General features: G+C 40.2%; 16 protein-coding genes. 11 read left to right on the top strand and 5 right to left on the bottom strand.

Features of this window, described 5'->3' with window-relative positions:
* Positions 1-36: 36 nt before the first annotated feature.
* Together G6Q06_RS00315 and G6Q06_RS00310 are read left to right on the top strand one after the other, a co-directional pair.
* Positions 37-1,329 (top strand): Na+/H+ antiporter family protein, encoded by a 1,293-nt coding sequence (locus G6Q06_RS00315; RefSeq protein ID WP_163533093.1) that lies wholly within the window; start codon positions 37-39, stop codon positions 1,327-1,329.
* Entirely contained in the window at positions 1,323-2,660 is a 1,338-nt protein-coding gene (locus G6Q06_RS00310) for an MATE family efflux transporter (protein WP_163565478.1), read from the top strand. The genes G6Q06_RS00315 and G6Q06_RS00310 overlap by 7 nt, the downstream gene beginning before the upstream one ends.
* Here the strand turns inward: G6Q06_RS00310 and gmd are convergent.
* Positions 2,653-3,759, bottom strand: coding sequence for a GDP-mannose 4,6-dehydratase (gene gmd, locus G6Q06_RS00305; protein ID WP_205435740.1), 1,107 nt, complete (start codon positions 3,757-3,759; stop codon positions 2,653-2,655). The genes G6Q06_RS00310 and gmd overlap by 8 nt on opposite strands.
* 6 nt (positions 3,760-3,765) lie before the next feature.
* The gene (locus tag G6Q06_RS00300; RefSeq protein ID WP_163565363.1) at positions 3,766-5,160 is read right to left on the bottom strand and encodes a mannose-1-phosphate guanylyltransferase/mannose-6-phosphate isomerase; all 1,395 of its coding nucleotides are present in this window, start codon (positions 5,158-5,160) and stop codon (positions 3,766-3,768) included.
* A 130-nt stretch (positions 5,161-5,290) separates the two neighbouring features.
* Here G6Q06_RS00300 and murJ point away from each other — a divergent pair, with 130 nt between their 5' ends.
* The gene (gene murJ, locus G6Q06_RS00295; protein WP_205435685.1) at positions 5,291-6,745 is read left to right on the top strand and encodes a murein biosynthesis integral membrane protein MurJ; all 1,455 of its coding nucleotides are present in this window, start codon (positions 5,291-5,293) and stop codon (positions 6,743-6,745) included.
* Positions 6,746-6,771: 26 nt separating this feature from the next.
* The gene (gene cysS, locus G6Q06_RS00290; protein ID WP_205435738.1) at positions 6,772-8,187 is read left to right on the top strand and encodes a cysteine--tRNA ligase; all 1,416 of its coding nucleotides are present in this window, start codon (positions 6,772-6,774) and stop codon (positions 8,185-8,187) included.
* Here the strand turns inward: cysS and G6Q06_RS00285 are convergent, their stop codons facing one another.
* The gene (locus tag G6Q06_RS00285; RefSeq protein ID WP_163565360.1) at positions 8,188-9,270 is read right to left on the bottom strand and encodes a hypothetical protein; all 1,083 of its coding nucleotides are present in this window, start codon (positions 9,268-9,270) and stop codon (positions 8,188-8,190) included. It lies immediately after the preceding gene.
* A 148-nt stretch (positions 9,271-9,418) separates the two neighbouring features.
* Here G6Q06_RS00285 and G6Q06_RS00280 point away from each other — a divergent pair, with 148 nt between their 5' ends.
* From G6Q06_RS00280 to G6Q06_RS00265, 4 genes are read left to right on the top strand one after another with little or no spacing between them, the layout of a single operon-like run.
* Positions 9,419-10,609: an outer membrane family protein gene (locus tag G6Q06_RS00280; protein ID WP_240328938.1), complete on the top strand. Its 1,191-nt coding sequence runs from the start codon at positions 9,419-9,421 to the stop codon at positions 10,607-10,609.
* Positions 10,609-11,304: an ATP-binding cassette domain-containing protein gene (locus G6Q06_RS00275; RefSeq protein WP_163565359.1), complete on the top strand. Its 696-nt coding sequence runs from the start codon at positions 10,609-10,611 to the stop codon at positions 11,302-11,304. The genes G6Q06_RS00280 and G6Q06_RS00275 overlap by 1 nt, the downstream gene beginning before the upstream one ends.
* Positions 11,288-11,968, top strand: coding sequence for a hypothetical protein (locus G6Q06_RS00270; RefSeq protein ID WP_163565358.1), 681 nt, complete (start codon positions 11,288-11,290; stop codon positions 11,966-11,968). Before G6Q06_RS00275 ends, G6Q06_RS00270 begins: the two co-directional genes overlap by 17 nt.
* 14 nt (positions 11,969-11,982) lie before the next feature.
* Entirely contained in the window at positions 11,983-12,279 is a 297-nt protein-coding gene (locus G6Q06_RS00265; protein ID WP_163533099.1) for a hypothetical protein, read from the top strand.
* 98 nt (positions 12,280-12,377) lie between these two features.
* On the opposite strand, the gene G6Q06_RS00260 is transcribed toward G6Q06_RS00265, so the two are convergent.
* Both G6Q06_RS00260 and G6Q06_RS00255 read right to left on the bottom strand, forming a co-directional pair.
* A complete protein-coding gene (locus G6Q06_RS00260) occupies positions 12,378-13,298 on the bottom strand; it encodes a Gfo/Idh/MocA family protein (protein ID WP_163565357.1) in 921 nt (306 codons plus the stop codon).
* Positions 13,283-13,750: an acyltransferase gene (locus G6Q06_RS00255; protein ID WP_163565356.1), complete on the bottom strand. Its 468-nt coding sequence runs from the start codon at positions 13,748-13,750 to the stop codon at positions 13,283-13,285. The genes G6Q06_RS00260 and G6Q06_RS00255 overlap by 16 nt, the downstream gene beginning before the upstream one ends.
* A gap of 134 nt (positions 13,751-13,884) precedes the next feature.
* On the opposite strand from G6Q06_RS00255, the gene G6Q06_RS00250 reads away from it, so the two are divergent.
* From G6Q06_RS00250 to ftsH, 3 genes are read left to right on the top strand one after another with little or no spacing between them, the layout of a single operon-like run.
* On the top strand, positions 13,885-14,259 hold the full coding sequence (locus G6Q06_RS00250) for a chemotaxis response regulator CheY (RefSeq protein ID WP_034375411.1): 375 nt from the start codon (positions 13,885-13,887) through the stop codon (positions 14,257-14,259).
* 20 nt (positions 14,260-14,279) lie between these two features.
* Positions 14,280-15,173, top strand: coding sequence for a 50S ribosomal protein L11 methyltransferase (prmA, locus tag G6Q06_RS00245; protein ID WP_163565355.1), 894 nt, complete (start codon positions 14,280-14,282; stop codon positions 15,171-15,173).
* Between the two features lie 20 nt (positions 15,174-15,193).
* Positions 15,194-17,104, top strand: a complete 1,911-nt coding sequence (gene ftsH / locus G6Q06_RS00240) for an ATP-dependent zinc metalloprotease FtsH (RefSeq protein WP_034375414.1) — start codon at positions 15,194-15,196, stop codon at positions 17,102-17,104.
* The last annotated feature ends 4 nt before the right edge of the window (positions 17,105-17,108 follow it).

Below are 17,108 nucleotides of genomic sequence, written 5' to 3'. Positions count from 1 at the left end.
ACATTTAAAAATACACAAAAATAACAAGGAATATTGATGTTATTAACAAATGCGGCTGTGGTGTCTGTGTTGGTGATGGTGGGGCTAAGTTTAGCGCGTTTAAATATTTTGCTAGCTATCATCGCTGCTAGTTTGGTAGGCGGGCTAATGGGAGGGCTTGGGGTGGTGCAGACCATTAAAATTATGATTGATGGCATGCAGGGCAATTTAGAAACGGCTTTAAGTTATGTCCTCTTGGGGGCCTTAGCGGTTATGGTCTCAAGTGGCAATCTTATTAAAATCTTACTCCATAAGATCATAGGCTTTATGGATCTAAAGGCCTCTGTCTTTTGCTTTTTAATTGCCTTTATTTCTTGTTTTTCTCAAAATTTAATCCCCGTTCATATCGCCTTTATCCCGATTTTAATCCCGCCCTTATTGCATTTAATGAATCGCTTACAAATAGATAGGCGCGCGCTAGCTTGTGCGCTTACCTTTGGGTTGGAAGCGCCTTATATGACTATTCCAGCCGGGTTTGGATTAATTTTCCAACAACTCATCGTGGATAATCTAGAGAAAAATAAAATCCACACCCATTTAAATGAAGTGGTGGCTGTGATGTCTATTGCGGGTTTGGCTATGGTTGTTGGTTTGGTAGTAGCAATTGTTATACTCTATAAAAAGCCGCGCATTTATCAAGAGCGTATAGAATTGCCAACAGAAAGCGATTTACAATTAAGTAGTAAAGACTACTTAGCTCTCTTAGGGCTTATCTTAGCCTTTGTTGTCCAGATTATTACCGGGTCCTTGCCACTAGGGGCTTTTATCGGGCTTATGGTGATGTTAGTTGGAGGGGTGGTTAAATGGAAAGAGATGGATGCAGTGATTGATACGGGTGTAAAAATGATGGCTTTTGTGGCCTTTGTCATGCTCATTGCAGCAGGTTTTGGAGAGGTGCTCCAAAAAACCCATGCTATTAGTGATTTAGTGCACATGGCAAATAGCGCTATTTCTAGCAAGCTAGAGGGAGCAATTGTAATGCTAGCCATTGGTTTATTTATTACATTAGGAATTGGAACTTCCTTTGGTACTCTGCCTATCATTGCCACCTTTTATTGTCCCTTATGTTTAGCGCTTGGTTTTGATACGAAGGCAACGATTTTATTAATCGGCATTGCTGCAGCTTTAGGCGATGCGGGCTCGCCTGCTTCTGATAGCACCATAGGCCCCACAACAGGGTTAAATGCAGATGGCCAACATAACCATATTTATGATACCTGTATCCCTACCTTTTTAGTCTATAACATTCCTCTTATTCTTTTTGGGGTTGTAGGAGCGTTGTTATTATAAAAGCAGCACGATGGTGGAAATTTAGGCGCATTTTAAGACTCGCCCTACCTTCTGGGATCAACAATTTTTTAGAGATCTTTGTTTTAGCCGTATCTGTAGTTTTCATGGGTAAGCTTTCTGATAATCATATTGTGGCTATGGGTGTGGGGTTGCAATATATGATGCTTTTTTACGCCCTTAATTCTATCTTTTATATCGGTACTAATGCCACCCTAAGCCGTCTAGTGGGGGCAAAAGAGATGGAAATGGTATCTATTGGTTATTCTAGTATTTTAATCGGGGCATGTTTACTTTGCTTTTTAGCAGGCTGGATAGGCTTTTTAGGCATCACGCCCTTTTTAAAGTGGATGGGGCTAAAGGGGAGTGCTAATATTTTAGCCACCCATTATCTACAAATCCTTATCTTAGCCATGCCAGCTATTTTTATTAAAAACGCTATGGTTGCAGCGCTTGCTAGTTTATCAGATACTTTAACGCCCTTCATTCTAAAAATCCTTATGAGTATTTTTTGTCTCTTTCTTAACCAAGCGTTGATCTTTGGAGATTATGGCTTTATGCGCTTAGATATTAGAGGAGCGGCTTTAGCTAGCGTAACTACAGCCTTTTTAGAATTAGGGCTTCTTTTTGCAATTATCACTTTAAAAAAGAGTCCGCTACGTTTTCGCTTAAGTTTTAATTGGGAGCTTTTTAAGCGGGCATGGCAGGTGGGTTGGCCCTCTGGTTTTGAAAGACTTTTAACCCTCTTTTCTATGACTTTGGTGTCTAAATTTGTGGCAAGTTATGGTAATGAAGTCTTAGCCGGTATGCAGGTGGGCTTGCGCATTGAAACTTTTTCTTACATGCCCGGTCTTGGTTTTACCATTGCTTGCATGGTTTTAGTGGGGCAACATTTAGGGGCTAATCAGATCAAACGAGCCGAAGAATATGTCTACATGACCTTAAAAGTAGCGGGGTTTTCATTAGGGATTTTAGGCATCGTGATGATGGTCTTTGCCAAATCTTTAGCGCTTATCTTTACGAGTAATTTAGCTGTAGTACAGGTAGCCTCTTGGTATTTAGTTACTGTAGGCATTTCACAAGTACCTCTCATCTGTTTATTTGTACTAGACGGGGTGTTTAGAGGAGCTGGCATGGCTAAAGTATCGCTTTATATCAATACCTGTAGTTTGTGGATTTTGCGTATTTTGCCTATGTTTTTGCTTTGGAAATTAGGGCTTTCTGTGCGCTATTTCTTTGTGGTAATTTGTTTAGAAACCTTTGCCCGCGCGCTTTTATTTTACTGGGCTTATAGCAAAGGATTTTGGAAAAAACCCGGGCGCTTTGTTAATTAGTGTTTTTAACTAGCGCTTCTTTTTTAGCTAAGGCTAAATCGGCCTTAAGCATGTCTGTGATCAAATCATCTACACTAAAAGTACGCCTCCAGCCTAGCTCTTTTTCAATTTTGCTAGGGTCTCCTAAGAGTAAATCCACTTCTGTAGGGCGAAAATAACGCGAATCCACTCTAACAACAACTTGATCTTTTAAAAATGATATAGAGGGGATATTTAAACAACTAGATTGTAAACCCACCACCACCCCCTCTTCCTCTAAACCTTGCCCTTTAAATTCTAACAACACCCCCACCTTTTCAAAACAACGCTTTGTAAAATCTCTAATACTCAAAGTTTGCCCACTAGCTACTACAAAATCTACTGGTTGTTTATGCCCTAAAATCAAGTGCATGGCTTTTACATAATCTAGGGCATGCCCATAATCGCGCTTAGCATCTAAATTACCCAGATACAAACAATCTTGCAACCCAAAGAGCATGCGAGAAATAGCCATTGTGATCTTACGGGTTACAAATGTTTCACCGCGCACAGGGCTTTCATGGTTAAATAAAATCCCATTAACCGCAAAAAAGCCGTAAGCTTCGCGGTAATTTTTGGTGATGTAATATGCATAGAGTTTAGCCACCGCATAAGGGCTTCTAGGATTAAAAGGCGTGTTTTCATTTTGCGGGGTTTCTAAAACCTCTCCATAAAGCTCAGAAGTGCTAGCCTGATAAAAACGGGTATCTTTAAGCCCTAAAAAACGCATGGCCTCTAAAATACGCAATGTACCCAAAGCATCTACATTAGCGGTATATTCCGGCATTTCAAAGGAAACTTGTACATGGCTTTGGGCGGCTAGATTATAAATTTCTGTAGGCCTGATTTTAGCAAGTAGACTTGTGATATTGCTAGAGTCTGTTAAATCCCCATAATGTAAGAAAAAATACGCATGGTTGCTGTGCACATCTTCATAAATGGGATCAATTCTAGCCGTATTAAAAGAAGAACTACGCCGTTTGATTCCATGTACTTCATAACCCAAATCTAAAAGATAACGCGCTAGATAACTCCCATCTTGTCCGGTAATCCCGGTAATTAAAGCAACTTTTTGCATGATCTCCCTTTAAATGCGTTTATAATCATCTTCAAGCCGCTCAATGTCTGATTCATCTAAACAGCTACCGCATTGTACTTCTAAGATTTTTAAAGGATTATCCGTATCATTGCCTAAGCGATGAATTTGTCCTTGTTTAATAAACACGCTTTCATTAGTCAAAACCTTAAAAGCACGGCTATCAATAATCACGCTAGCCACACCCTCCACCACTACCCAGTGTTCGCTACGGTGTTTGTGTCGTTGTAAACTGAGGCGTTTATGGGGGGTGATTTCTAAAAGTTTAACCTTAAAAAAAGAGCGCTCTAAAAGCACTTCAAAGCTACCCCAAGGGCGGTACTCTAAAGGATAGGTTTTTAATAAATCCGCATTTTTCTTTCCCACCTCCTCTACTAACTCTTTTAGGGAATCTAAATGATCTTTAGAGGCTACTAATAACGCATCTTTTGTATCGGCTATCACGCAATTTGTAAGCCCTAATAAACAGACTAATTTATCTGGCGTGCTATAAATGTAATTAGAGCTAGAGTTTTTAGCTAGAAGCGTGCTATTGTGGCAAGTATTACCCTGCATATCAGAAGGTGGAAGGCTAGCTTGCAAACTAGTAAAATGCCCAACATCTTGCCAATTAGCCCTCAAGGGTACTAAATAGAGGTTGGTACATCTCTGCCATAACAGCGTATCTACGCTACCCTCTTGTAAATCTTGCATGTTAGTACATCTAATGATTAAGGGTAAGCGTTTAGCCTCCTTATAAACTTGCTCACATGCTTTTAACATGCTAGGCACATATTTAGCGCATTCTTCTAAAAAGACAGATGCTTTAAAGACAAATATCCCACTATTGATATAAAAATCTCCATGTGCACGCGCCATGCACTGATTGATCTCTAAACGGCTAGGTTTTTCAATAAATCCTAGTACTTTGGCTACTCCATTTGTAACTTCTGAGCATTCTATAAACCCATATTGGCTACTAGGCTCTTTGGCTACACCAAAAAATATAATTTGATTTTCTTGTGCCTGTTTGAGGGCTAGATTTAAAGCCTGATTAAAGGCTTTTATATCCATGAGATGATCGGTTGGACTTACTACTAAGACCTCATCTAAATCACAAGCTAAAGCCGCTAATATCAAAGAATTCATGGTGTTTTTACTAGCGCTCTCTAGTAAAAAATGCGTGCGATCTTCTAAATTAGCCTGTGTGATCTCCTCTAAACTATGGAAATAATGCGCCTCATTGCACACCACTAAAAAACGCGCCTCTTGATCTCTTAAACGCGCAAGGGTTAAGGCAAAGAGACTTTGATTCGCATAGAGTTTTAAAAATTGTTTGGGGAAATGTTCCCGACTTAAAGGCCATAGCCTCCTACCACTCCCCCCACTTAAAATCACATGCACCACAAAACGCCCTTAGAAAAACAATTTTAGCTAGGGATACTAATACAAACCCCCTTAAAATAACCCAACCTTAAGAGGTATTCTTAGGTATAATTTAATTTTAGTTCTAACATTGCGGTATAAAAGGGGTTTTTTGCTCAAAAGGTTTTTTTTGACCACCAGCTCAGGCATTTTATGTTCTCGTTTAGCCGGATTTATACGCGATTTATTAAGCGCATCTGTACTAGGTAGCGGGCTTTATAGCGATATTTTCTTTGTGGCTTTTAAATTCCCCAATCTTTTTAGGCGTATTTTTGCCGAAGGGGCTTTTAGCCAAAGTTTTTTACCCACCTTTATTTCAAGCCGTTATAAAGGCGCTTTTGCTGTAGGTATTTTAGGTTTTTTTAGTCTCTTGCTTCTAGTTTTAGTTTTATTAGTAGATCACCTCCGCTTTTTTTGCACTAAATTACTTGCCTATGGCTTTGCCCCTAACACGATAAACCTCGCTAAAGACATTGTAGCCATTAATTTTTACTACCTTCTTTTGGTGTTTTGGGCGACATTTTTAAGCACTCTCTTGCAGTATAAAAACCATTTTTGGGTGAGCGCCTACCACACAGTGTTATTAAATCTAGCCATGATTATTGCTTTGTATTTTCATAAAGATCAGCATGCGCTAGAAATTGTGCGTACTTTAAGCTATGCGGTGCTATGCGGTGGGATCGCTCAAGTTATCTTACACTTTTATCCGCTTTATCATTTAGGGTTTTTCAAACTCTTTTGTGTGGGGGTTTATACCCTTTTTAAACGACCACATAATCTCAGACAAATACACAGACAAAAGATTATCAAACAAGAAAGAGTGCATTTTTTTAAACAATTTATCCCTAGTGTACTGGGCAATTCAGCTAGCCAAATTTCAGCTTTCATAGATACATTTCTAGCTTCTTTTCTAGCCACAGGCAGTATTTCCTATCTTTATTATGCTAACCGCATCTTTCAATTACCCCTTGCACTTTTTGCTATCGCCATTTCTACCGCCCTTTTCCCCACCATTGCCAAAGCCATTAAAGAGGGCAATACTCATTTAGCCATGCAACACATGCAACAGGCTTTTACTTTTTTAACTTACATGCTTTTAGCCTGTACTTTAGGCGGGATTATGCTAGCTAAACCCATTTTATCCTTGCTATTTCAAAGGGGGCATTTTAGCTCTATAGATGTTGTGCATAGTGCTGCAGTTTTTAGGGCTTATCTAATTGGGCTATTGCCCTTTGGGTTAGCTAAAATTTTTAGTCTCTGGCTTTATAGCCATAAAGAACAAATCAAGGCGGCTAAAATTGCGCTCTATTCGCTTGTTTTTGGTACAACTTGCTCCTTACTTTTAATGCCCTATTTACAAGCCAGTGCCCTAGCTCTCTCTAGCTCTTTAGCCGGATTTTTACTCTGTGGCCTCCAAATTAGAGCCTTTGGTTTTAAGCGTTTTTTAGGCATGATTATCTTTAAAGATGTCTTATATTTAGTTCTACTGCTAGCTTTAGAAGCCTTAGTGTTAGCCTTATTTTTATGGGCTTTAAAGAGCTTTAAGATCTGGCATTTATTAATCTAGCATAAGAGGTTTAAATGCACCCACCCATTTATTTATTTGATAGCCACCATAAACAAAAGCGCCCCTTTATCCCCTTAAAAGCCCCGAAGGTTAAAATTTATATCTGTGGCCCTACTGTCTATGACTATTCTCATCTTGGGCATGCCAGAAGTGCTATTGTTTTTGATTTACTAACGCGCATGCTTACCTTAAGCGGGTATTCTGTGGAATTAGTCAAAAATTTCACTGATATAGATGATAAAATCATTTCTAAAGCCCTGCAAGAGGGGATAAACATCACAGATTTAAGCCGCCGTTTTATCGCTAGCTATTTAGAAGAGATGCAAGCTTTAGGCGTACTAAGACCTACCAGTGAGCCCAAAGCCAGCGAGCACTTAGAAGCTATAGAGGACATGATCAAACGCTTATTAGAAAAAGGATATGCCTACCAAACAAAGGAGGGTAGCATCTATTTAGACACAAGACTAGATAGCGCTTATGGATCGTTAAGCGCGCATTCTTTAGAGGCAGAAAATGTAAGCCGTATAGAGGATAATTTAGAAAAACACCACCCGCAAGATTTTGCTCTCTGGAAAACTTATAAAGGAGAGGGGGATTTGGGCTATTTAAGCGCTTTTGGCAAAGGTAGACCCGGCTGGCATATTGAATGTTCGGCAATGATTGCTAATACCCTAGCCTATTTAGATGAGCCCTACCAAATTGATATCCACGGGGGAGGCTCTGATCTTTTCTTCCCCCATCATGAAAACGAGGCCTGCCAAACCCGCTGTGCTTTTAACCAAGAATTAGCGCAGTTTTGGATTCATAATGGCTTTGTTAATATTTCAGGTCAGAAAATGAGCAAGAGTTTAGGCAATAGTTTTTATATCAAGGATGCTTTAAAAGTTTATGATGGCGAGGTGTTGCGTAACTATCTTTTAGGCGTGCACTACAGCGCTATTTTACACTTTAATGAGGAAGATCTAAACAGCCAAAAAAAGCGCCTAGATAAACTCTATCGTCTCAAAAAAAGGGCTTTAGAGATCAGCTCTGAAAAAAGTAAATCCAACCAAAATTTCCAACACGCTCTTTTACAGGCTATGCAAGACGATTTAAATATTTCTAAGGCGTTGAGTATTTTAGAGGAGTATTTACAAGAGAGTAACCAAAGCCTAGATAATGCCTCTAACAAAGCAATTAAAAAGAAGTGCGCACAAGAGATTTTAGAAAATCTCACCTTTATAGATCAACTCTTAGGCTTGGGGGGCAAAGATCCCACTCTTTATTTCCAGCTAGGGGTGGATACAGCACTAAAGGATAAAATCACAACCCAGATTTTAAGACGGCAAAAGGCTAAAGAAGCTAAAGATTTTGCCCTTGCTGATTTAATCCGTAAAGATTTAGCTAAGCAAGGCATTTCTTTAATGGATACGCCAAATGGTACGATTTGGGAAAAAATGTAGCTATTGTTGGCAATAGCCTTTCTCTTGGCATCTAATGAGTAGTTCTTGTTGGAAATGAGGGCTTAATGAGAGAAGGGTAATGGGGTGGGTGTAGTTTGGATCGTCTCTTTTTTGTCGGTAAATGGGCTCTAAGCGTAGAAAAATTTTAGTATGGGTTGTGGGGTCTAACTGAAAGAATTTTTTGGCATAGTTTTCTAAATAAAAAGTCCCATCCACTATTTTAAAGGTTAGGCTAGTGTTGTGGCTATTACTCCCCTCTTTTTCAAATTCTAAAGTGAGCCAAGGGGCATGGGGGTTAAATTGGGCACTCCCCGCTCCTTGCATGCAAAAATTACCCAGAATTCTTTGATACTGCAAAATTTTTAAGCATTGCATGGTGGCATCACTTGTATAAACAAGGCGGTAAGTCTGTCCATCTACTCGCATTTCTTGGACTTTTTGTGCTGTTTTTCTTGGTGTTACTGGGGCTTTTTGTGTTACTTGCGCTGTGGGCGGAGAGAGGGGTTGTTGTGTATTTTCTTTTTTGCTAAATTGTTCTAAGAGAGTGTTATTAACCATCTCCATTGAGTAGGCTGTGCTGCTTTTTGGTGGGTTGTAATAGGGAATAATTTGCTCTGATCCCACCTCTTTTTTAGCATAGCGCGCTAGATAAAATGTGCCCTTGATATTTGTAAAGGTAAGGTATATACCACTTTCCTTAGCCGGAGCTGTAGGGGTAGCAGGGCTAGATTTTAAGAAATCAAGGTGTAAATCCCCTTGAGCAACCTGCATACGCGCCTGTCCAAACCCCTTTAAACAAAACCCCTTGTATAAAGTAGATCCTAGCAACACCCCCAAACACATGGCTTTTCTCTCTCTTTGCTTGATTTTTTGTACCCCATATGCGTATAGAAAAGTGTAGGCTGTGTTGTTTGTAGAAATACTCTGTCTATAAGCTTTATCGTGGTTATTTTTGGGATAAATTGTATAAGTAGCGCCCGCTGTTTTGGGTTTTTCTAAAAGAGCGCGTACCCATTGTTTGAGCGTATCCATAGGTTCTGCTTGCAACGCTACTAAGGCTAAAAACAAAAATAACCAAGGCATCATCTTCTCACTTGTTTTTAGACAATTATAGCAATGTGATCTCAAAAAACCAACTCCTCTCACCACTCTTTTAGATATAATGGGGGATATATTTATATATTCTGGGGTGGTTTGTTTGCGCCGCTATATTTTGAGCGTTTCTTTTTGGATGATCCCCTTGCTAGCCACAGAAATCACGCTTAAACCCTTTGGGTATTTAGGTCTGATTTATAATCAAGGTGTGCAACACTCCCCGCATAGTTATGTGGGTTTTGATGCACGGGTGGGAACGGATTTCTCCTTTAATAACGGATGGTCTTTTGGAATTGGAGCTATTGGGGCTTGGAATGTGTGGAGTCGGAATAAAAAATTCCAGCCTATTTTAAGTATTGGAAATGTTTTGGGTAGCGTAAACATGCAGAGCAGTACCCGCCCCTATTTGAGTATGGGAGATATTTCAGATGCCTATGTTAGATACGACACCAAGCGGCTTAAATTTGCCTTAGGGCGTTTTAATACCAACTTTGTAGATTTTGATTGGATTCAAGGCAATATACAGGGGGCTAGTTTATTCATTCACCGCAATGATTTTAATTATTGGGGTGTTTTTATGGATTCAATGCTTTATAATGGCTATCAGGGCAATGATTTACAAGGCCCTCGTATTGCTACTGGCATTAATGCCTTAGCCTCTTATGATCCGGTGTCTAAGAAAATGTATGTGGGTGGAGAAGTGGTAGCTCTTGGAATGGGCTATGAACACAAGGGTTTTAAAATCTCCCCTTTTTTCCTAGCCGATTCTAAACTACCCATGACAAATACCGCACTCATCCAAGTAGGGTTTAAATTCCAGTACTACACCAAATTACCCAAAGGTTTTCAGTCCTACACCATTGTGCATGGCATTTACCAGCATGGCAATACCGATGCAATTAAAGGCGATGATCAAGCAGGGCTTTTTATGATTGATCAGACTTTTTTATACAAGATTTTAAATTTTGGCTTGGGTTTTTATGCTGTACCAGCTCCTAATCAAAAGGGCTTTTTTTGGTCTTTTAATGATAAGACTAAATTCTATGGACGGGGCATTAACTCTATTGGCGTACCGGCTATTTATTTTGCTAACGCCACTATGACAGGTTACTTATTTGGAGGGTTAAAAACCAAGCGCGTAAGAATGGATGCAATGGTGGCTTTTGGAGACTACCAAGAATATTCGCTCATGACTAATTATAAAATTTGGCAATCTAAACAAATGGCTTTAGATGCGGGTATTGGGTATGTGTATTCTTATTCCTCTAAAGTCAAAAGCAATATTGGCAATTCCTCTTTAGTGCTTTTTACAAAGTTTTCGTATTAATGATAGAAGTTAGTCATTTAAGTAAGTTTTATGGTGCGCAAAAGGTTTTAGACGATTTGAGTTTTACTCTGCGCCCCGGTCAGGTTGTGGGTTTATTAGGGCAAAATGGGGCGGGTAAAACCACTTTGCTTAAAATTCTAACAGGTTTGGTTAAAAACTATATAGGAGATGTGCGCGTTTGTGGGCAAGCATTGGGGATAGAAACTAAAAAGATCACCGCTTATAATCCCGATCATAGCATGTACCCGCAAAACTCCCATGCCATGCAACTCATAGGGTTTTATCAGGATTTTTTTAAAGACTTTGATAGAAATAAAGCTTTAGAGTTGTTGCAAGCTTTTAAAATCCCTTTAAAACACCCCCTCAAATCTCTATCAAAAGGCACACAAGAAAAACTCCAACTCATTCTAACGCTATCTCGTAATGCCCAAGTGTTTGTTTTTGATGAACCTTTAGGCGGAGTGGATTTATTAGCGCGTTTAGAAATTTTAAATCTCATTGTACAGCAGTGCAACAAACAGGCTACGCTTTTACTCTCCACCCATTTACTCTTAGATGTGCAAAGCCATTTAGACATGGCCATGTTCATTCAAAGCGGCCATATTATCGCTTTAGAAAAGGTAGAAATTTTGCAAGAAAAACATGGCAGTTTAAAACAAGCCTATCAGGATTTACTCAATGCTCAAGGTTTTTAAACACGACTTTTTGGAAAATTATCTATCCATCATAGGGGCTTTGCTTTTTTTGATCTTAGGCTGGATACTAGGACAGCAAAGACTGACCATTGGGATTTTTTTCTTGCCTATGGGAGGGCTAATTCTTATCGTTCTTTTGTTTATAGCCACCATGCGCTCCACCCAGCAAAAACTCTTTGGTCCTGAAGGGTATTTAACTTTTAGTTTGCCCATTGGTATAGACGCGCTTTTATGTGCCAAGATTGCGATTAATTTAATCTGGATACTTCTAAGTTTAGGGGTTTTCATTTTGCTATTTTGCCAGTTTTCATGGACAGATTCTCCTGAAAATTGGGCATTTATGTTTAAAGAGGCAGGGCTATTTAGCCTTTTTTATCTTTTGCTCTACCTTAAACTCTTATTAGTACTCACCCTCCTACATATGGGCAAGTTTAAACGCTTTAAAAAAATTGCTGGGCTTGTTTTATTTGTAGCGGTAGAATCGTTTTTACAACTACCCTCCATTTTGCTAGAAAAATTCCAACCCACGGGGGAGACTTTTCCTTATTCCTCTTATTTTGAATCGCACCAAACAATATGGTTTTTCACAGGGGAGGGACTTAAAATACTTTTTCTTTATGGATTGATTCGTTGGTTATTGGTACATAAACTGGAGTTAGAATAAAAAAAAGGTTAAACATGAAAAAAATTTATCTTTGTTTGCTTATGTGTTTTGCTATGGCGCATGCCCAAAGTGGTTATTGCAGTTCTAATTGTATGGGAAGACCCGGTGAACGCCTAGCCCCTATGGAGTTTCATTTTGATTTTGTACACTCTGTTGATCACTTTCTTAAATACCCTAAGGCGCGTTTACGCACCCTCATGCACTGCCATGAAGCCTTCACATCAAGAGCTAGGGTTAATACAATCACCTCCTCTTTTTATAAAAATTGTGAAAATGCCCTGCAGGCACAAAGGGTTGCAGAAACCCAGTAGAGGGTTTTTAGGGTTTTTAAAAGTCTAAAAAGTTTTCTCTTTGCCCTTAAAACTACAGAGTGTAACCCTCACTCTGGTACTTATCGTGTTAGTGGTTTTTAAGGCGCTAATGTTAATCTTTCTAAAAACCCTAAGACATCTAAAACAACGCGTTTTTGATCAAAACAGGGGGTGGTATTTAAAATACTTTGGTGAAAACTTTCTATACATTTAAAAAGCGCGCTAAAGGCTGGGAGTGTGGGGTGGTGGGTTTTTACTTGTTTAGATTCTAAACTTGTGGGGGTGATACTCAGAGGTTTGAGGGCATTATCATTGTAGTACAGAGTATTTTGCGTGCCAATAAAGAGCATGTCGCGTACTTTAAAAGGAGAGAGCCAAGAAATGTTTAAAGATGCCATGATCTCTACTATGTTGAAATGTAAATTGGCTGTACTTAAAGTGGGGTGGTTTGGATGGGGGGCTTTGAGTAAAGAGAGATGCGAACTTGTACTTAAAGCATGAGGATAGAGAAAGGATAAAATACTTAAAGCATGCCAAGCGAGATCATAAAGCGCACAAGTATCTTTACGGCAAATCCCTAAAAGCCACCTAGAGGCAATACTTAAAACCTGCCCTAATTGTTGCAGGTTATTCTTAATCCAAAGAATGCTTGGCGCGTATAAAAAGGTCAGATCGCAGTGTAGAATTTTATGGCGCTCTTTGGCTAGCATATAAAGTTCTTTAGCCTCTTGCAGGGTAGAACTCATGGGTTTTTCTACAAAGACATGTTTATTGGCTAAGAGAGCTTGTTTAGTGAGGGAATAATGGGTGGATAGGGGAGTGATGATAAAGATAGCCTGAATATCTGTATCGTTTAACAAATCCTCTATTTGTGTGCTCACCAAGATATCACCCCAGTCTTGTCGCGCCTGTGCTAGGCGCGAGGGTATTAAATCACACACGCTTTTAAGCATAAACCTCCCCAAGTTATGCGCCACTTTCTGCCCCCAATAACCATAGCCAACTAACCCAACTTGCATGGCAAATCCCGTAAAAAACGGGCTGGATTGCCCGCATAAATCCCGCTTTTATCAATATCTTTACTCACCACACTACCCGCCCCAATCACCACATGCGCACAAATGCGTACAGGTAAGATCGTGGCATTAGAGCCAATGCTAACATGATCGCTAATGTGAGTTTCTTTCCACAAACTTGAATCAGCACTAGGATACCCATCAGAGAAGAGATCATTAATAAACACCACGCCATGCCCGATAAAACAAAATGCGCCAATATGCACGAGCGAGCAAATAAAAGAATGGCTTTGGATACGGGTATGCGCACCCACCACTACGCCACTTTGGATTTCACAAAAAGGCCCCACAAACACGCCCTCCTCTAAAGTACAGCCATATAAATTGCAAGGGGCATAAACCACCACACTTTCATGGGCACACACATTAGTAATTGAATTTTGTATCACACGCATGCTTTTCCTTAGCTGTGCTAATGCTAGCATTATCCCATCAAATTTTGGTGATCTTTTAAGATAGAGGCTGGATAAATATGCTAAAATGGGCGTGTGATTTTCTGATGGCTATAAGGGTCAATCAAGGAGAAATATTGAAAATATTAATTGTAGATGATAGTTCCACAATGCGAAGAATCATCAGGAACACCCTCCAACGGCTGGGTTATGAGGATATTTTAGAGGCTGAGCATGGGGTAGAGGCGTGGGGGAAATTAGATAGCAATGACACAACCGGGGTACTCATCACCGATTGGAACATGCCAGAGATGAATGGGTTAGATCTAGTTAAAAAGGTGCGCTCTGATGGGCGTTTTAAAGACTTGCCTATCATTATGATCACCACAGAAGGGGGCAAGGCTGAGGTTATTACCGCCTTAAAAGCAGGGGTGAATAATTACATCGTTAAACCCTTTACCCCTCAAGTTCTCAAAGAGAAACTAGAGGTTGTTTTAGGCACCAATGATTAAAGCACTATTAGGTAAGGCGAATGGATTCATACTTTAAAACCCTTGTCCTACCTACCGGTTACCCTGAGTTATTCGCCGATTTTTTATTAGATTTCACACAAGAGGCCATTGAGGAAAGCTCTGCTACTAATTTATCCGATTTACCCTACCAGTATTTTGGTGATAAAACCCATTCTCTCCCCACTCAGGCCTACATTATTTACTCTAGCCAAGAACCCAGCGCCTTACTTAAAAATCTCAAAGAGTTTTGCCATTCTTTAAATGATCGAGGTGCATGTGTGGGGGTTTATCACCACACCAGCATACATAAAAACCAAGATTGGATCAAAAATTACCAACAAAGCATTAAACCCACCACTTGCGCCAAATTTTACATCACGCCTAGCTGGATCGCGCCAGTAAACTTACCGGATTTATATACTTTGATTCTTGATCCAAGTTTAGCCTTTGGTACGGGTCATCATGAAAGTACGCGCATGCTTTTAAAAAGTTTGAGTCGGCTTGATGTAACGGATAAATTAGCCCTAGATGTGGGTTGTGGGAGTGGGATTTTAGCTTTGGCTTTATCTAAATTAGGTGCAAGGGTACATGCGTGTGATACTGATTTATTTGCTCTGCAAGAAACAAAGAAAAATTTTGAGAAGAATCGCGCTCATTTAGAAAGGCTGTGGTTAGGTTCTTTGCAAGAGAGTACAGAATGTTATGACTATATCGTTATTAATATCGTGGCTAGTGTTATTATTGAACTCTATACCCAAGTGTTAAAAGCTAGCCATGCTAAAACAGAACTTTTTTTATCGGGTATTTTAGAAGAATATGCGGAGTGTGTAATTGGAGTTTACACCTCTGCCTTTAGACTTTTAGAGCGCACCCAAGAAAATGAATGGGTGTGTTTGCATTTATGTAAATCTTAGCGCTTGATTTAAGGAAATACATGGAAAATAATAGCCGTGGGCCAGGCGATCCTAAAAGACCACTTTTACAAAATCCTTTGGTTTTGATTGTGGTTTTTATCGTCATCGCTATTGTGGCGGTACGCGTGATGAATTCAGATGAGAGCTTTGGTGATCGCTTTTTATCCACCAGCACCAAAAATATCAGCTACCACGAAATGAAGGAATTGATTGAAAAAAAAGAGGTGGATAGCGTGAGTATTGGGCAAACACTCATTAAAGCCACCAGCAAAGAGGGTAATAATAAGATTATCTACATTGCCAAGCGCGTGCCTGATCTCTCTTTAGTGCCACTCCTAGATAGCCAAAAAATCAATTACTCTGGTTTTAGCGAATCTAATTTTTTTACAGATATTTTAGGATGGCTCTTGCCAGTTTTGGTGATTTTAGGCTTGTGGATGTTTATGGCATCTCGCATGCAAAAGAACATGGGTGGGGGTATTTTTGGCATGGGTAGTTCTAAAAAACTCATTAATGCTGAAAAACCTAAGGTGCGTTTTAATGACATGGCCGGTAATGAGGAAGCCAAAGAGGAAGTGGTGGAGATTGTAGACTTTTTAAAATATCCCGATCGTTACGCGTCTTTGGGGGCTAAAATCCCTAAGGGTGTGCTTTTAGTAGGCCCTCCAGGAACGGGCAAAACCCTACTTGCTAAAGCAGTGGCCGGTGAGGCCAGTGTACCCTTTTTTTCTATGGGGGGGAGCAGTTTTATAGAGATGTTTGTAGGGCTTGGGGCAAGTCGCGTGCGCGATCTCTTTGAAATTGCCAAAAAGGAAGCACCTAGCATCATTTTTATTGATGAGATTGATGCCATTGGCAAGAGCCGCGCGGCTGGAGGCGTGATTAGCGGGAATGATGAGCGCGAACAGACCTTAAACCAACTTTTAGCCGAGATGGATGGTTTTGGATCAGAAAATGCACCCGTGATTGTACTAGCCGCTACTAATCGCCCCGAAATTTTAGATCCAGCTCTTTTAAGACCCGGGCGCTTTGATCGCCAAGTTTTGGTAGATAAACCAGATTTTAACGGGCGGGTGGAGATTTTGAAAGTACACATTAAGCCAGTTAAGTTAGCCAATGATGTGGATTTGCAAGAAATTGCCAAACTCACAGCCGGATTAGCCGGAGCGGATCTAGCTAATATTATTAATGAGGCTGCCTTGCTAGCTGGCCGCAATAACCAAAAAGAGGTCAAACAGCAACATTTAAAAGAGGCCGTAGAAAGGGGCATTGCCGGGTTAGAGAAAAAGAGCCGCCGCATCTCACCTAAGGAAAAGAAAATTGTGGCCTACCATGAAAGTGGGCATGCGGTGATTTCAGAGATGACTAAGGGCTCTGCGCGGGTGAATAAAGTCTCTATTATCCCAAGGGGCATGGCAGCTCTAGGTTATACGCTTAACACGCCTGAGGAAAACAAGTATTTGATGCAAAAACACGAGCTCATCGCTGAAATTGATGTACTCTTAGGCGGACGGGCGGCTGAGGATGTTTTTTTACAAGAGATCTCTACTGGGGCTAGTAATGATCTAGAACGCGCCACAGACATCATCAAGGGCATGGTGAGTTATTATGGCATGAGCGATGTGAGTGGGTTGATGGTGCTAGAAAAACAGCGCAATTCTTTTTTAGGCGGGGGCTTTGGCAATGGGCGCGAGTTTAGCGAAAAGATGGCCGAAGAGATGGATAACTTCATTAAAAATCTCTTAGAAGAACGCTATGCCCATGTCAAACAAACCTTGAATGATTATAAAGATGCCATTGAGGTGATGGTGGGTGAATTGTTTGAAAAGGAAGTTATTACCGGTGAGCGGGTGCGCGAAATTATTAGCGAATACGAGGTGGCTAATAGTCTTGAGAGTCGTCTAGTGCCCTTAGAAGAGCACGCAAGTTAGGCAA

Origin of the sequence: Helicobacter suis (assembly GCF_902196135.1) — a bacterium.
Classification (GTDB): Bacteria; Campylobacterota; Campylobacteria; order Campylobacterales; family Helicobacteraceae; genus Helicobacter; species Helicobacter suis_A.
This window is presented reverse-complemented; position numbering and strand designations above follow the sequence as displayed.

Excerpts from the sequence above, each read along its gene's own strand:
- G6Q06_RS00260 (WP_163565357.1), bottom strand. The coding sequence starts at position 13,298 with ATGCAAGTTGGGTTAGTTGGCTATGGTTATTGGGGGCAGAAAGTGGCG.
- G6Q06_RS00270 (WP_163565358.1), top strand. The coding sequence starts at position 11,288 with ATGCTCAAGGTTTTTAAACACGACTTTTTGGAAAATTATCTATCCATC.
- G6Q06_RS00275 (WP_163565359.1), top strand. The coding sequence starts at position 10,609 with ATGATAGAAGTTAGTCATTTAAGTAAGTTTTATGGTGCGCAAAAGGTT.
- G6Q06_RS00285 (WP_163565360.1), bottom strand. The coding sequence starts at position 9,270 with ATGCCTTGGTTATTTTTGTTTTTAGCCTTAGTAGCGTTGCAAGCAGAA.
- G6Q06_RS00315 (WP_163533093.1), top strand. The coding sequence starts at position 37 with ATGTTATTAACAAATGCGGCTGTGGTGTCTGTGTTGGTGATGGTGGGG.
- ftsH (WP_034375414.1), top strand. The coding sequence starts at position 15,194 with ATGGAAAATAATAGCCGTGGGCCAGGCGATCCTAAAAGACCACTTTTA.
- prmA (WP_163565355.1), top strand. The coding sequence starts at position 14,280 with ATGGATTCATACTTTAAAACCCTTGTCCTACCTACCGGTTACCCTGAG.
- G6Q06_RS00280 (WP_240328938.1), top strand. The coding sequence starts at position 9,419 with ATGATCCCCTTGCTAGCCACAGAAATCACGCTTAAACCCTTTGGGTAT.
- G6Q06_RS00255 (WP_163565356.1), bottom strand. The coding sequence starts at position 13,750 with ATGCGTGTGATACAAAATTCAATTACTAATGTGTGTGCCCATGAAAGT.
- G6Q06_RS00265 (WP_163533099.1), top strand. The coding sequence starts at position 11,983 with ATGAAAAAAATTTATCTTTGTTTGCTTATGTGTTTTGCTATGGCGCAT.